The following is a 15,307-nucleotide window of genomic DNA, read 5'->3' on the forward strand; positions in this document are numbered from 1 at the left end:
TTTAACATATCTATGCACGCGACAAGCAATAGCGTGCTTAGTTATGCAGTTAGCCTGAAAGTCTACTTACCGCGCGCTTAGATTACGCACAATCTTGTTATCCTCCAGACAAATAACTGATTTCATGGCATAATAGCGAGTCTAATTTTAAGCTATTGATGCCGCAATCAGGAGTTCACTATGTCTCAAGCACAGTCTCAAGCCATGTCAGTTACCCGCGAAATGTTCGACGACGTGATGGTGCCTAACTATAACCCTGCCGCTTTTATTCCGGTCAAAGGCGAAGGTTCACGTGTTTGGGATCAAGCAGGTCGCGAGTACGTTGACTTTGCAGGGGGGATCGCCGTGAATTGCCTTGGCCATTGTCACCCTGCGATGGTGAACGCACTGACCGAACAAGGCCAAAAACTGTGGCACTTAAGTAACGTTTTAACCAATGAGCCAGCAATCCGCTTGGCGAAAAAGTTAACCGACGCCACATTTGCTGACCGTGTATATTTTGCTAACTCAGGCGCCGAAGCGAACGAAGCGGCATTGAAGCTGGCGCGCCGTTGGGCTTTGGAAAAGCACGGTGAAGACAAGCAGCAAATCATTGCGTTCCAAAAAGGCTTCCACGGACGTACGTTCTTCACGGTGACCGTCGGTGGACAAGCGGCGTATTCAGATGGCTTTGGGCCTAAGCCTGGCGCAATCGAGCACGTTGAATTTAATGACTTATCCAGCCTTGAGGCTGTGATGAGTGCAAAAACCTGTGCGGTGATGATTGAGCCGTTGCAAGGCGAAGGCGGTGTTGTACCTGGTGATAAAGCGTTCTTGAAAGGTGTGCGCGAACTATGCGACAAGCACCAAGCATTATTAATTTTCGATGAAGTACAAACAGGCTTTGGACGCACGGGTACTTTGTATGCCTATGAGCAAAGTGGCGTAACGCCAGATATTCTAAGTACTGCCAAGGCGCTAGGCGGTGGTTTCCCAATTGGTGCGATGCTAACTACGGCTGACATTGCAGCCCACTTAAAGCCAGGCACACATGGCAGCACGTACGGCGGTAACCCGTTGGCATGTGCGGTGTCAGAGGCGGTGATGGATGTGGTTAATACGCCAGACGTATTGAATGGCGTGAAGCAACGCGAGCAATTATTCCGTGATGCATTGCATGCAATCAACGAAAAATATCATGTATTTAGTGAAGTGCGTGGCCAAGGTTTGTTGTTAGGTGCAGCACTAAACGATACTTACAAAGGTAAATCTCGGGAGTTCTTATTAGCCGCAGCAGAACATGGCTTGATGGTGTTGATTGCAGGTGCGGATGTGGTGCGTTTCACCCCATCATTGATTATTCCTGAACACGATATTGCTGAAGGTATGCAACGGTTTGAGCAGGCGGTTGCACAGGTTGTAGCAAGCCATGCCTAAGGCACAGCGGACGCCACGCATGCAAGCGAGCGAAGGGCAGTTGGTGATTCGACCTATTCGAGAGTCGGATTACGATGCTCTATACCAATGTGCAGTGGAATCTGGACACGGGTTTACTTCGCTACCGGTCGATGAAGGTTTGTTGCGCACGCGGATTGCACGCGCACAGCAGGCCTTTGCCTTACCTCAGGTAACGCAACCAGGTGAAGAAGGCTACTTGTTTGTCATGGAAGACACGGCAAAGGGCGAAATCGCTGGGGTGGCGGGTATTGAAGCCGCGGTTGGCCTGAGCGATGCTTTTTATCACTACCATTTAGGCAAAGTGGTACATCACTCGCCAAAGCACAATGTGTATAACGCCTTGCAAACCCTGACCCTGTGTAATGATTACACTGGGGCGACTGAACTTTGCACGCTGTTCGTGCGTGAACCATACCGGTTTGGCCGCAACGGGCGTGCGATGTCGAAGTTTCGATTGCTGTTCCTAGCGCAGTTTAGTCAGCGCTTCTCGCCGCGTGTATTTGCCGAAATGCGCGGTGTTTCCGATGAGAATGGGCGCTCTCCATTCTGGGCGTGGTTGGAAAAGCACTTTTTTACCATGGACTTTCCGCGCGCTGACTACTTAACTGGTATTGGCGATAAAACCTTTGTGGCTGAACTCATGCCGCGCTTTCCAATCTACGTCAACATGCTAGATAAAAGTGCGCAAGATGTAATCGGCAAGGTGCATCAAAATACGTTGCCAGCCTTGAAGTTACTGCAGTCTGAAGGGCTAAGATTTAGAGATTATATTGATATTTTCGACGCAGGCCCCACAGTAGAAGGTGACCTTAAGCAGCTAAAAACGGTGCGTAATAGCCGTTTGATGCGAGTTCAAGTGGGTACGCCTGAAGTCTCCGAGAGTTATTTAGTGTGTAATCTCGATGTACAGCAATTCCGCGCGTGTCACACCCAGCTAAATTGCCAAGGTGATGATGTGATACTGGACCCGCGCGTCGCCGCAGCATTGAATGTGCAAAGCGGTGATCAAGTGCGCATCGCTCCATTGTAAAGGTGCGCAGCAGACAAGCCCTCAAGGGCGTCTAGATGATGAGGATAATTTGATGTCAGAACATGCAAGCTTATGGATCAACGGCCAGTGGTTGGCCGGTGAAGGTGAAGTCTTAGAATCTATCGACCCTGCGCGCAATCAGGTCGTGTGGCAAGGTCGCTGTGCGACGCCACAACAAGTCGATCAGGCAGTGCACGCTGCACGCCAAGCATTTCCAGCGTGGGCGCGGATGTCGTTTGATAAACGCCTTAAGATTGCTAAGCGTTTTGCCGAATTGCTTGAGCAAAATAAAGAAGAATTGGCGCTCGCGATTGCCCAAGATACGGGTAAGCCAATCTGGGAAACACGCACCGAAGTCGCTGCTATGGTCAGTAAGGTCGCCATTTCAGAGCGCGCTTACCATGAGCGTACCGGCACAGTTGAAAACCCGATGCCGGGCGCGAAAGCGTTCATTCGCCACCGTCCACATGGTGTTGTGGCAGTGTACGGCCCGTATAATTTCCCTGGGCACTTACCCAACGGCCATATCGTGCCTGCGTTGATCGCTGGTAACACAGTGGTATTCAAACCGAGTGAGCAAACCCCGCTGGTGGCAGAGAAAACCATGCAGTTGTGGCAACGAGCGGGTTTACCTGACGGTGTACTAAACTTGGTCCATGGCTTAGTCGAAACCGGCAAAGCATTGTCGCGCAACCCGCAAGTCGATGGCTTGTTCTTTACCGGTTCCTCGACCACGGGCAAATTATTGCATGAGCAATTTGGTGGCCAACCGGGCAAAATTTTGGCCCTTGAGATGGGTGGCAACAACCCCCTTATTATCAAAGACGTCGCTGACATTGACGCTGCCGTGCATGATATTGTGCAATCGGCATTTATCACCAGTGGGCAGCGTTGCACCTGTGCGCGACGTTTATTTATTGAAAATAGCGCCAATGGCGACGCTATTTTGAAACGCTTAGTCGCTGTGACCCAAAGCATCCGGGTGGGTGATTACGCCGCAGACCCAGCCCCATTCATGGGTGCGATGATTTCAGCCAAAGCAGCGGCAGGCATGGTCAAAGCGCAACAAGCGATTCTCGACTTAGGCGCGAAATCTTTAGTGACCCTAACGCAGCCTGAGGCGGATAAGGGCTTTGTCACCCCAGGCATCATTGATGTGACGCACGCGCAAGCGTTGCCGGACGAAGAGCACTTTGGACCGTTGTTGAAGGTGTATCGTTATAACGACTTAAGCGCGGCGATCGATGAAGCAAACAACACCAGCTTTGGTTTGTCGGCGGGCTTGCTGGCAGATGACAAAGCCGTGTACGATGACTTCCTATTGCATATTCGCGCGGGTATCGTGAATTGGAATAAACCGATTACCGGTGCTAGCAGTGCGGCACCTTTTGGTGGAATTGGCGATAGTGGTAACCATCGCGCGAGCGCTTACTATGCGGCGGACTACTGCGCGTACCCAGTCGCATCAGTGGAAGCCGATAAAGTTAAATTGCCGGAAACGCTATCACCAGGTTTGACGTTCTAAGCTGAACTGGTGCCATGCTTAGGTAGAGTCTCTGCCACTCAACGTTGGCGCAGGGGCTCTACAGTAGCGAAATGGATTGAAACGCATATAAAGAGCAGACCATGATTGTAGAGAGCGACGGATACATTGAGTTAATTCAATACTTGACCCAGCAACTAGGGGTATTCGAGGCCGCTGGCGATAGTGGCGCGAGAGCTTCATTTACCGTGCGTGAGCAGTTAGAAGATTCTTTGTCTGATAAAATTATGCGTGTCAGCCAGCAGCATGACGTCAGCCAAGAGGTGCGTTTTGATATCGTGCGCGAAGCAGATGCTATTTTATACGACCTGGAAGAAGTCTTGGCGTCCGTATTAAACACTTACCCGACCGAATCACAGCAAACCTTTATTGAAGAGTTTACTGGCTTAGTGAAAAACTTATTAGACGCGCGTATTAGCGAGTTGGAAGGCTGATACAAGACGAACAAAATGTCGTGGGCTTAATCACGCCCACGTCTGTCCATCAACTCGTCAATCAGCGGTGTCAAAATTAGCTCCATGGCGAGCCCCATCTTGCCTCCCGGCACCACCATAGTGTCAATGCGTGACATGAACGCCCCATCAATCATCTGTAAGTAGTACGGGAAGTCGACGTGGCGCATACCGCGAAAGCGAATGACGACAAAGCTCTCATCGAGTGACGGAATATCCTTGGCACTAAATGGGTTTGACGTATCGACCGTGGGCACGCGTTGAAAGTTAATGTGGGTGCGCGAAAATTGCGGCACGATGTGATGAATATAATCATCCATGCTGCGCACAATACTGGTGGTCACGGCTTCACGCGAATGGCCGCGCTCAGAGGTATCGCGTAGTAACTTTTGAATCCACTCAAGGTTAACGATGGGCACCATGCCAATTAACAGGTCAACATGGCGAGCAACGTCGTAGCCCTGGCCTTTCACCCCACCGTGTAAGCCTTCGTAAAACAGCAAATCGCTGCCTGCTGGCACAGGTTCCCAAGGGGTAAAGGTACCTGGCATCTGGTTATATGGCACGGCGTCATCAAAACTATGTAAATAGCGTCGGGTTTCGCCTTCTCCTGAGTCTGAGTAACCAGAAAACAGGGTTTCTAAACGTTCAAAGTCATTCGCTTCTGGCCCAAAATAGCTAATATGGCGACCTTGTTCTTGGGCGCGCCGAATAGCTAAATCCATTTCTGGACGTGAATAGCGATGAAAGGCATCCCCTTCAATAAAGCAGGCATTGAGATTCAAATTACGGAAGATATGACGTACGGCTTGGCCTGTGGTTGATGTGCCAGCGCCGGAAGAACCGGTAATTGCAATAATTGGGTGTTTAGCCGACATACTTCACTCGCATGGTTAATAGTGGGGAGGCTTCTCATCCACTAAACTTGAATTTTCACTTTGCTGATCACGTACTTGGCTTAGACGTGATGCGAGCAACTGCAAGTGTCGTTTAAACGTCGCCAGTTCACCATTTTGTTCCGTTACTAATTGATTGAGCTCATCAATGGTTTGCTCTTGAAACGCAAGTTGGCTCTCTAAATCTTCAATTCGACGGTTCAAATCGTTTAGGTTTGGTTGTTGACTCACTTCGCGACTCTCTTAATCTTAACTGCGTAGGGCGCAAGGCGACCCACGTTCATTCTTACCCGTTAGTGTAACTCGTTTGCAGCCTGTTTACTTGGTTTGTGCATATTTATTGAGGTTAGCTGCTAGCGTGCGTCATTGGGTAAGCGCCAGCGCTCGCCGAAGCCAGCACTGCTTTCGCTCAATATGCCGTCGCCTTGGGGGCTAAAACCAACAGCCAGCACCGCAGCCCGAGGTGGGTGTTCGCTATCGCGGCCACGGGTTTGCACGGTATACATGCGCTCGCCATCCCTTGTGCGCCAGACTTCAATATGGCGTGACGGTGACCCAGTCACTAAATAGTCACCATCGGGTGAGAACGCTGCGCTTAAAAAAGAACGATGACGCGCTCTGTATCTGAGTTCGGCCAATACTTCGCCGCGGGTGAGGTGCCATATGGTAGCTTGCTGTGCACTCGCCACTAAAGCGCTACTACCGTCGGGATTGAAACGCACGCGTCCGACACGCCCTTGCTCATTGAAGCGCTGGATGACTTGAGCGTTGTCGGAGCGCCATACCAGCGCGGTAAAGTCATCAGCACCGCTTATCACAAAACGTCCGTTAGCACTGACATCGACTGAATTAACGCGTTCGCTATGACCGAAGAACTCGAGTCTACGGCCACTTTCAGGTTCAAAAATCAGCACCACGCCGTCACTTCGTGCGATGACCAGGTGGCGACCTCGATTAGATACAGCCACGTCAGTAATAAATGAATCTTCGTGGCGCCAATATCCGAGCACCGAGCCGTCGCGCACGTCCCACATGGCGACAGTTTCTCGGCTGGCAGCGACTGCGACGCGGTTGTCAGCAGATAGCGCTACACTCACAATTTGTGCTATACCATCTTGGTCTTGTTGCCAGTTGTGGCGCACTTGTTGGCTTTCCAAGTCAATCAGGCGTAAACCGTGCTCGCTGGTAGCGACGACCGCCACGCTGCCGTCCTGGGCGATCGCGGCGGCTTGGGTGCGCGATGGCGAGCGTTCATAGCGCTCGTCCAGTTCGATACCACCAGAGCAGGCGGTAAGGGCTATCCACGACGCAATAACCCAACTGAGGCGATACAAGTTTCTCATTGGTCAGCACTCGTAATATGTGTACACTAGAGTCACTATAACAGTGATTCGAAGTGACGCACGAATAAACTCAATAACAACCAGACAAGATTGGAACTAGCTATGAAAACGATGCAAAAAGTATTTGCAGTGTCAGCCCTAACATTGGCACTGAGCGCTTGTGGTAACCAAGCTGAGCAAGAGGTTGAAATCGATTTTGACGATGAAATTCAACGTCAGTCTTATGCCCTTGGCGCATCGATTGGAATCTATGTGGAAGAAAACCTGAGCTACCAACAGGAAGCGGGCGTTGAGCTTGATAGCGATATTATTATTCGCGCATTTGCAGAAAGTGCACGCGGCGATTCGCGTATGAGCCAGCAGGAAGCAGAAGATATTTTGATTGCCCTGCAAGAGCAAGTCCAGCGTCAGCGAGCTGAGATCGTTGGCGGGCGTGCCATGAGTGAAGGTCAGGAATACCTAGCGGAAAATGCTGAGCGCGATAATGTGGTGATCACTGAGTCAGGCCTGCAATATGAAATTATCCGTGAAGGTGAGGGCGAGCGCCCGGCGTCAACGGATTATGTTGAAGTGCATTATGAAGGTAGCTTAGTCAACGGCGATGTATTTGACAGCTCATATCAGCGCGGCGAACCTGCGGTGTTCCCACTTAATCGAGTGATTCCTGGTTGGACTGAAGGCTTACAATTAATGCGTGAGGGCGCGCATTATCGTTTTGTGATTCCAGCAGAATTGGCGTACGGCGAGCGTGAAGTGGGTGGCGGACGCATTCCTGCTAACTCAACTTTAATTTTCGAAGTCGAGCTGCTTAGTATTGTTGGCGACGACGAAGAGTAAGTCTGACAATAAAAAAGGTGCCGCTTGGCACCTTTTTTTAATCGTTCCGATTAGCTTTCTGACAGCGCAGCACGTTGTTCCAGTGCGTACATCAATTTGTCTTCCAGCTCCATTCGTACTTCCAATGCTTCACCCAGCGCTGACAAATCTTGGTCGAATTCGCGCAGTGCGGCTTGCTCAGTGGTCTCAGCATACTTGTCATTAAAATTCAGTACGCGTTCGGTAGTGACCGTGATAAGCGGATAAATTTGCAGCATCACCTGACGTGCGTCTTCGTCTTCAATATCTGCAGCTTTCATCAGGTGTTCGTAAATCTCAAAGTGGCCGGTTGATACATAATCCACTAAAACTTCGCAAAATGCTTTAATATCAGCGCTAGACGGTAGTCCTTTGGCGCCATTATCATAAGGCGGTAGCCCTGCCATCTGGCAGTAGCGGATAAGCATTTCCTGCCGCTCTTCGAGCCAATTATCCAAGGCTTGGTGGTGACCACCCCAGCGTTGGCGGGCTGATTCATTGCGGCTTAACATACTGACCTCCTGGTCGTGGTATAAATTGATCGAAATGGGTTGATCAATGGCTCCAATCTACGCGGCTTAGCAACGGTGGGTCAATCTTTTTCCGTCACCTTTACACCTTTTTACCTGGGAGCAAAAATGATAGTTCCACGCCCTGAAAATGCCCCTGATCAAGTGGCTATCTATATGATAGTAAACGGCAACAAAGTTTTGCAAAGTGTACCAGAGGACGCTGCAAATATTTTACCTCAGCTTGATTCCAAGGCGGTGGCTTCCCTTTGGCAGCATGCTGCATACCGTGCTCGTATTGGTACGTATCAAGGTACACCGGTTTACTTACTCGATACAGACGAACCGGTTGAATTAGCCGGATTTGAGTCATTGCCCCTGCGTCAATTGCTGCATCGGGTTGATAGTCAATTGTTTGCACTGGCTGGACGCGCATGTCAGGTCGCCTATTTTATTCGTACACACTTGTTTTGCAGTCAGTGCGGTCAAGGTTTAGAAGAAGTCACCGATGAGCTCGCAGTCTATTGCCGCACCTGTGATTATCGTACCTATCCGCGTATTTCACCGTGTATTATTGTGGCGGTATATCGTGGCCATGGGGATAGCGCAGAAATACTGTTGGCCCATGGCGTGCGTCATCCAGAGGGGCTGTATTCGGTGTTAGCCGGCTTTGTTGAAAGTGGTGAAACCCTGGAGCAATGCCTTGCGCGTGAAGTATTTGAGGAAACCGGCGTTGACGTCGAATGTATTGAGTATGTGATGAGCCAGCCGTGGCCATTCCCACATTCACTGATGATGGGGTTTACCGCCCGATATCGCGATGGAGACGTTACGCCAGATGGTAATGAGGTACTAGCCGCGAATTGGTTTACGTTCAATGCGCTACCGAAAACACCACCACCCGGCACCATTGCGGCACAGCTGATTGACGCTGCCCGCACCAAGTGCGGATGTTAAAAACCGCGTTACTACTTACTGTCACGCCCAAGGCTTGATAGAATGCGCACAAATTTTATAAGGGGTATTTGCCACATGAGCAGCACGCTAAAGAATGACCGTTACCTTCGCGCCTTGGCCAAGCAGCCTGTCGACCGCACACCCATTTGGATGATGCGCCAGGCTGGACGCTATTTACCAGAGTATCGTGAGGTGCGAAAGCAAGCGGGCGATTTTATGGCGTTGTGCCGTAATGCAGAGCTCGCATGTGAAGTGACATTACAGCCACTGCGCCGCTTCCCCCTTGATGCCGCTATTTTGTTCTCTGATATTTTGACGATCCCTGATGCGATGGGCTTGGGCTTGTACTTTGAACAAGGTGAAGGCCCGCGTTTTGAGCGCCCTTTGCGTTCTTTCCGTGACATTCAAAAGTTAGGTGTACCTGACCCTGAGCAAGAGTTGCAGTACGTGATGAACGCAGTTCGCACCATTCGTCGTGAGCTTAAAGGTGAAGTCCCGCTTATCGGCTTTTCTGGCAGCCCATGGACTTTAGCGACCTACATGGTGGAAGGTGGCAGTACCAAGAACTTCTCGTTAATCAAAGAAATGGCGTTCGCTGAGCCTGAGGCCCTGCATTTATTGTTGCACAAGTTGGCGCAGTCGGTGACGAGCTATTTGAATGCTCAAATTGCAGCAGGTGCTCAGTCCGTTATGATCTTCGATACTTGGGGTGGCGTATTATCTCCGCGTGACTACCGCGAGTTTTCACTCACGTATATGCAGCAAATTGTGCAAGGTTTAACGCGTGAAGCGGATGGCCGTAAAGTACCTGTCACATTGTTCACTAAAAATGGTGGCCAATGGCTTGAAGCCATGGCGGCGACAGGTTGTGACGCATTAGGCGTCGACTGGACCACCGACCTGGGCGATGCACGTCAACGCGTTGGCGATAAAGTAGCGCTGCAGGGCAATATGGACCCGTCGGTGTTATATGCAAGCCCAGAGCGTATTCGTCAGGAAGTGCAGATTATTTTAGACAGCTACGGCAGTGGTAGTGGGCATGTATTTAATTTAGGCCATGGCATTCACCCTGGGGTTAACCCAGAGCATGCTGGCGCCTTTATCAAAGCAGTGCACGAACTCAGTGCTGGCTATCATGGTGACGAATCATAAGCTGCATTTGCGACCAGTTTCGCTTTATAAGCGTTGAGGCGTAAAGCGCCTTAGAAAGAGTGCGTTACAATGGTGCCGTCGCATATTCAGGGTTAATAACTTGAGCTAGAGGGCAGTAATGGCAAAACGTTATTTTGTAACGCCGCTTTCATTGGTAGGTGTTGTACTCGCAGGTTTCGTTGCATACCTGTATTTTTTTGGTGCAGAAGAGCAAGTGGCCGAGCGCCGCGATTTGACGCAACCTGTGGTCACTCACGAGGTTGATTACGTCGAGTTTCGTGACGTCATCGAAGGCCTTGGTACCGCACAAGCGAGTGAGTCGGTCGAAATCATGGCTCGCGTCACCCAAAACGTGCGCTCGTTGCACTTCAGTGATGGCGATGATGTCACTGAAGGTCAATTACTCGTCACCCTGAATGACCGCGAAGAGCGTGCACGGGTACAAGAATTAGAGTTTCGTTTAGCTGAGGCCAACCGCCAACTCAATCGCTTACGCGAATTGGCGGCTGAAAATGCTGCATCGCGCAGCATGATTGACGAACAGGAAGTGCGCGTTGAGCAAACCGTGGCCGAGCTTGAAGTTGCACGCACCCGCCTTGAAGAAATGACTATCCATGCACCATTCGCAGGCCGCTTAGGCATCCGTCAGGTAAGCCGTGGTTCTTTGGTGCGCCCTGGTGATGTGATTACCACACTAGATAGCATCCAGCCCATATTTGTTGATTTTAGCGTGCCAGAAATTTACTTACCTAGCCTAGCGACAGGCCAGCGTGTGTTCGGGGTATCAACTGCCTACCCTGGGCGTGAATTTGAAGGTCGTATTGTCAGCTTGGCCTCTCGGGTTGACCCTCTCACTCGTTCTATTCAAGTACGTGCTGAATTGCCGAACAGCAACCGCGAATTGCGCCCTGGTATGTTGATGCGTGTGCGCTTGGAGCGTCAAGTTGATACCGCGTTAATGATCCCAGAATCATCCGTGGTTCCTATTCGCAACGAATTTATCGTTTTCGTTGTCAACGAAGACAATATTGTCGAGCGCACTGTGATTGAAATTGGCCGCCGTCAACCAGGTTGGGTTGAGGTGCTGAGTGGCGTGCGTGAAGGCGATATCATTGTTCGTGAGGGTGTGGTACGTCTACGTGATGGCTTACCTGTGTCACCGCGGGAGCAGTAAACCATGTTTTTGTCAGATGTATCGGTTAAGCGCCCAGTAGTCGCGACAGTTTTAAACTTACTCTTGGTGATTTTCGGTGTCGTTGCGTTTATGGCGTTGCCTCTACGTGAATACCCAAGTATTGAACCGCCTGTTGTTACCATTAACACCAATTACCCTGGTGCCAACGCCGAAATTATGGAGCGTGAAGTTACTCAGCGAATTGAGCGTGGTATTAGCGGTATTGACGGCATCCGGTTTATTGATTCACGTAGTCGCAATGGTAACTCACAAGTCACCATCGAATTTGAAGCCGGGCGAGACCTTGATGCGGCGGCGAATGACGTGCGTGAGCGCGTGCAGCGGATTACTCGTCGGTTACCTGAACAAGTTGACCCGCCGGAAATATCCAAAGCCGGCGCCGATGAAGACACGGTAGTTTGGTATAACTTGCGTTCAGAAGTCATGACCGCAGAGCAGTTAACGGACTACGCGCGACGTTTCATGCTGGAGCGTTTGGCGATTGTTGATGGGGTTGCCCGGGTTAACTTAGGTGGTGAGCGGCGCTACGCGATGAAGCTTTGGCTTGATCGTGATGCAATGGCGGCGCGGGATGTCACTGTAACGGATATAGAAAACCGCTTACGTGCCGAGAACGTGGAACTACCTGCGGGGACTTTAGAATCAAGTGATCGCGAGTTTGACGTTCGCGTCACACGCTCTTACTTGTCACCCGAGGACTTTCAGAATCTGACGATCCGTGGCGGCGGTGACGGTGGTTATTTGGTGCGATTGGGCGAAGTAGCTCGGGTGTCACTCGAAGCTGAAAACGATCAAAACCTGTTCCGTGCCAACGGCGTCAATATGCTGGGTATCGGCATTGAACGCCAAGCCGAAGCCAACACCTTAGAAGTGGTGCGCAACGCCGACCTTGAAATAGCCCGTATCCAGCAGACTTTGCCTGCCAGTATGGAGCTGTTTAAAGCCTACGACAGCGCCGTGTTCATCGAAGATTCAATTAATGAGGTGTATAACACCCTGTTTATCGCCATGGCTATGGTGGTGATCGTGATTTACCTATTCTTGGGTAATTTGCGCGTGACCATGATTCCGGCCATAACCGTACCCGTTGCCTTATTAGCTTCGTATATTGTGCTTGGCGCAATGGGCTATTCCATCAACTTACTGACCTTGCTTGCACTTGTACTCGCGATTGGTCTGGTGGTGGATGACTCTATCGTAGTACTGGAAAATATCTACCGTCGCGTGGAAATGGGCGACCCACCCTTGTTGGCGGCCTACCGTGGCGCGCGCGAGGTTGGTTTTGCAGTGGTAGCAACGACTGCGGTTCTGATTTCCGTATTCTTACCACTGATGTTCCTGGACGGCAACTTGGGGCTATTGTTCTCTGAGTTTGCCGTAGCGCTGGCCGCTGCAGTGGGTTTTTCAAGTATCACCGCACTGTCATTGTCGCCGATGCTGTCTTCTAAAATACTGAAGAAAGGTAAGCAGAAGAAAGGCTGGTTCAGACGCGCATTTGACGCCGGTTTCGGTAAGCTTGAACGTGGTTATGAACGTGCATTGACGCGTACTATTAGCTTTTCCAGTATGGCATTCGTTGTTGTTGCGTTGTGTTCCGGTGGGGTATACCTGCTCTTCAGCCAGCTCGGACAAGAATATGTGCCTACCGAAGACCGTGGTAACTTCTTTGTTATGGTGCGTGGCGCTGAAGGTGCGAGCTACGAGTCAAACCGTCGCAATATGGAACGTGTAGAAGAGTTGTTATTGCCATACGTTGATCGGGGCATGGTCGATCGCTTATTAGTGCGTGCTCCAGGTTGGGGAAATAGTGCGGGTGTCGTGATTGTCAATACGGTGAATTACACCCAGCGCGATTGGTCAACCCAAGAGCTGATGGCTGAGTTCCGTGAAGTTCTTAACGACATCCCGGACGTCATAGCGGTGGCCAATATGCGCAGCTCACTCGGTGGTGGTGGCGGTGGCGGCCGTCCGGTTCGCTTTGTGTTGCAGGGGCACGACTTTGACCAGTTGGCAGAGTGGCGTGACATTGTCGTCGCGCGTGCAGAGGAAAACCCTGGTTTACTGCAGGTGGATAGCAATTACCGCGAAACCGTACCTCAGTTATCGATTCGAATTGACCATGACCGCGCTGCAGACCTTGGTGTATCTGTCGGGGATATCGGTCGCACCCTTGAAGCCATCATGGGTACGCGTCGTGTGACCACGTACTCAGACCGTGGCGAAGAATATGATGTGATAATTGAAGGCGAACGTATGGACTACCGTACACCGTCGGATATCAATAACATTTATGTGCGCTCAAGTACTTCCGGACAACTTATTCCGATGTCGAACTTGATCACCACGGTGGAAGGTGCCACCGCGCCGCAGCTGAACCGTTACAATCGCATGCGCGCAATTACGATTGACGCCAACCTAGCCGATGGATACCCATTGGGTGAGGCCCTTGCGTTCTTAGAAGAGGTGGTACGAACGGATTTACCTGAAGAAGTCGCTTACGATTACCGCGGTGAATCACGCCTATACAAAGAAGGCGGTAACACGATTTACTGGATATTCTTACTCGCATTGACCGTGACCTTCTTGGTCTTGGCAGCGCAGTTTGAAAGCTTTATTCACCCGTTTGTGATTATCTTGACCGTACCGCTGGCTATTTTCGGTGCTGCACTGGGCTTATGGCTTGGTGATATGACGATTAATATCTATAGCCAGATTGGGATGATCATGTTGATCGGTTTGGCGGCTAAAAACGGTATCTTAATCGTCGAATTTGCTAACCAGTTGCGCGACGCGGGCATGCGCTTTGAAGAAGCCTTGGTGAAGGCATCCACCTTACGTTTACGCCCTATCGTAATGACGGCATTTACCACTATTATGAGTTCACTGCCGTTGGTATTAGCATCGGGCCCTGGCTCAGAAAGCCGTGCCGTGATTGGTATGGTGATATTCTGCGGGGTCGCGTTCTCGGCCTTTATGACGCTGTTTATTGTCCCAGCATTATATGCTGCGATGGCTAAGAATACTGGTTCTCCGAAGTTACTGGCGAAGCGTATCGAAGCCTATGAAGCCGAATACCCTGACCGTCGAGCCGAAGACATGGCGTTGGCAGAAGCCAATGCAGAGCGCCCATAGCGGGGGCTGCTTCAACTCGATGGACAAATAAAAAAGGTGCCTAAAGGCACCTTTTTTGTGACTGCCGTGCTGGCTATTGTTTATGCCAAATCAATGCCTTATCAGCGGTGGGTAAACCCTCAAGGACATTGCGCGCATACTGCGGGTGGTTGGTGAATATGCCGTCCACGCCCATAGCCTGTAGGTCTTTAATGTCCTCGGCTTGGTCCACGGTATAGACATAGACAGGCAATCCACGAGCGTGGGCATCATCAATTAAGGCTTGGTCGATAAAATCGACACAGGTGTGCACAGAGTAGGCGTCTAAGTCGCTTGCGTAGCGTGCGTAATCAAGCATACAGCTCGCGCTTAAGGCGCCTAAGCGTAACCAGGGTGAAGCCTGCTTCGCGCGTTGCAGCCAGTGGTGATTAAACGACGAGACCAGTAGTTGCTCTTGACTAAAACCATAAGTGGTCAACGCTTGGTCGAGGTGTTCCCGTAGAATGTCTACTGGCACATCGCCTTTAAGCTCAATATTCAACATACAGCGCCCAGCAATACATGCGAGCACGTCACTGAGGGTAGGTATGGGTTGCTGGTTAAATACCTTCAACCGCCGAATTTGCGCGGCGGTTAAGTCGAGCAAGCGGCCAGGGTGCGCGGTTAAGCGCTCAAGGTACCGGTCATGAAAGACAAACACCTCACCATCGACAAAATACACGTCGATTTCAATACCATCTACTTGGCTATCCAATGCCCGTTGAATCGCAGCCAAGGTATTTTCCGGCGCTTCGGCACTGGCACCACGGTGTGCAATGATCAACATG

General features: G+C 50.8%; 14 protein-coding genes. 9 read left to right on the plus strand and 5 right to left on the minus strand.

Annotated elements, in window-relative coordinates; translation table 11 throughout:
• Positions 1-204 precede the first annotated feature (204 nt).
• The 4 genes from CWE07_RS07440 (at position 205) to CWE07_RS07455 (ending at position 4,444) form a co-directional block, all read left to right on the plus strand.
• A complete protein-coding gene (locus CWE07_RS07440; protein ID WP_111569307.1) occupies positions 205-1,416 on the plus strand; it encodes an aspartate aminotransferase family protein in 1,212 nt (403 codons plus the stop codon).
• Positions 1,409-2,467, plus strand: a complete 1,059-nt coding sequence (gene astA / locus CWE07_RS07445) for an arginine N-succinyltransferase (protein ID WP_241974094.1) — start codon at positions 1,409-1,411, stop codon at positions 2,465-2,467. Before CWE07_RS07440 ends, astA begins: the two co-directional genes overlap by 8 nt.
• Before the next feature lie 52 nt (positions 2,468-2,519).
• Positions 2,520-3,992, plus strand: coding sequence for a succinylglutamate-semialdehyde dehydrogenase (astD, locus tag CWE07_RS07450; protein ID WP_111569145.1), 1,473 nt, complete (start codon positions 2,520-2,522; stop codon positions 3,990-3,992).
• 101 nt (positions 3,993-4,093) lie between these two features.
• Positions 4,094-4,444, plus strand: a complete 351-nt coding sequence (locus CWE07_RS07455) for a DUF3802 family protein (protein WP_111569144.1) — start codon at positions 4,094-4,096, stop codon at positions 4,442-4,444.
• A 26-nt stretch (positions 4,445-4,470) separates the two neighbouring features.
• Here CWE07_RS07455 and CWE07_RS07460 read toward each other — a convergent pair whose 3' ends face one another.
• The 3 genes from CWE07_RS07460 to CWE07_RS07470 all read right to left on the minus strand — a co-directional run bounded on the left by CWE07_RS07460 (position 4,471) and on the right by CWE07_RS07470 (position 6,701).
• On the minus strand, positions 4,471-5,340 hold the full coding sequence (locus tag CWE07_RS07460) for a phosphoribulokinase (RefSeq protein ID WP_111569143.1): 870 nt from the start codon (positions 5,338-5,340) through the stop codon (positions 4,471-4,473).
• A 15-nt stretch (positions 5,341-5,355) separates the two neighbouring features.
• The gene (locus CWE07_RS07465; RefSeq protein ID WP_126818991.1) at positions 5,356-5,589 is read right to left on the minus strand and encodes a SlyX family protein; all 234 of its coding nucleotides are present in this window, start codon (positions 5,587-5,589) and stop codon (positions 5,356-5,358) included.
• Between the two features lie 122 nt (positions 5,590-5,711).
• Positions 5,712-6,701, minus strand: a complete 990-nt coding sequence (locus CWE07_RS07470) for a WD40 repeat domain-containing protein (protein ID WP_111569142.1) — start codon at positions 6,699-6,701, stop codon at positions 5,712-5,714.
• 102 nt (positions 6,702-6,803) lie between these two features.
• On the opposite strand from CWE07_RS07470, the gene CWE07_RS07475 reads away from it, so the two are divergent.
• The gene (locus tag CWE07_RS07475) at positions 6,804-7,538 is read left to right on the plus strand and encodes a BamJ family beta-barrel-assembly machinery protein (protein ID WP_111569141.1); all 735 of its coding nucleotides are present in this window, start codon (positions 6,804-6,806) and stop codon (positions 7,536-7,538) included.
• 50 nt (positions 7,539-7,588) lie between these two features.
• Here CWE07_RS07475 and rsd read toward each other — a convergent pair whose 3' ends face one another.
• Positions 7,589-8,068, minus strand: a complete 480-nt coding sequence (rsd, locus tag CWE07_RS07480; protein WP_111569140.1) for a sigma D regulator — start codon at positions 8,066-8,068, stop codon at positions 7,589-7,591.
• Between the two features lie 126 nt (positions 8,069-8,194).
• On the opposite strand from rsd, the gene nudC reads away from it, so the two are divergent.
• The 4 genes from nudC to CWE07_RS07500 all read left to right on the plus strand — a co-directional run bounded on the left by nudC (position 8,195) and on the right by CWE07_RS07500 (position 14,501).
• Positions 8,195-9,022 (plus strand): NAD(+) diphosphatase, encoded by an 828-nt coding sequence (gene nudC / locus CWE07_RS07485; RefSeq protein ID WP_198679897.1) that lies wholly within the window; start codon positions 8,195-8,197, stop codon positions 9,020-9,022.
• Positions 9,023-9,097: 75 nt separating this feature from the next.
• A complete protein-coding gene (gene hemE, locus CWE07_RS07490; protein WP_181452259.1) occupies positions 9,098-10,174 on the plus strand; it encodes a uroporphyrinogen decarboxylase in 1,077 nt (358 codons plus the stop codon).
• Positions 10,175-10,292: 118 nt separating this feature from the next.
• Positions 10,293-11,348 carry an efflux RND transporter periplasmic adaptor subunit gene (locus CWE07_RS07495; protein ID WP_111569138.1) on the plus strand — a complete coding sequence of 352 codons (1,056 nt, stop codon included), beginning with the start codon at positions 10,293-10,295 and terminating at the stop codon, positions 11,346-11,348.
• A 3-nt stretch (positions 11,349-11,351) separates the two neighbouring features.
• Positions 11,352-14,501 (plus strand): efflux RND transporter permease subunit, encoded by a 3,150-nt coding sequence (locus CWE07_RS07500; RefSeq protein ID WP_111569137.1) that lies wholly within the window; start codon positions 11,352-11,354, stop codon positions 14,499-14,501.
• A gap of 73 nt (positions 14,502-14,574) precedes the next feature.
• Here CWE07_RS07500 and CWE07_RS07505 read toward each other — a convergent pair whose 3' ends face one another.
• Positions 14,575-15,306 (minus strand): glycerophosphodiester phosphodiesterase, encoded by a 732-nt coding sequence (locus CWE07_RS07505; protein ID WP_111569136.1) that lies wholly within the window; start codon positions 15,304-15,306, stop codon positions 14,575-14,577.
• Position 15,307 lies beyond the last annotated feature (1 nt).

Source organism: Aliidiomarina maris (assembly GCF_003987335.1).
Classification (GTDB): domain Bacteria; phylum Pseudomonadota; class Gammaproteobacteria; order Enterobacterales; family Alteromonadaceae; genus Aliidiomarina; species Aliidiomarina maris.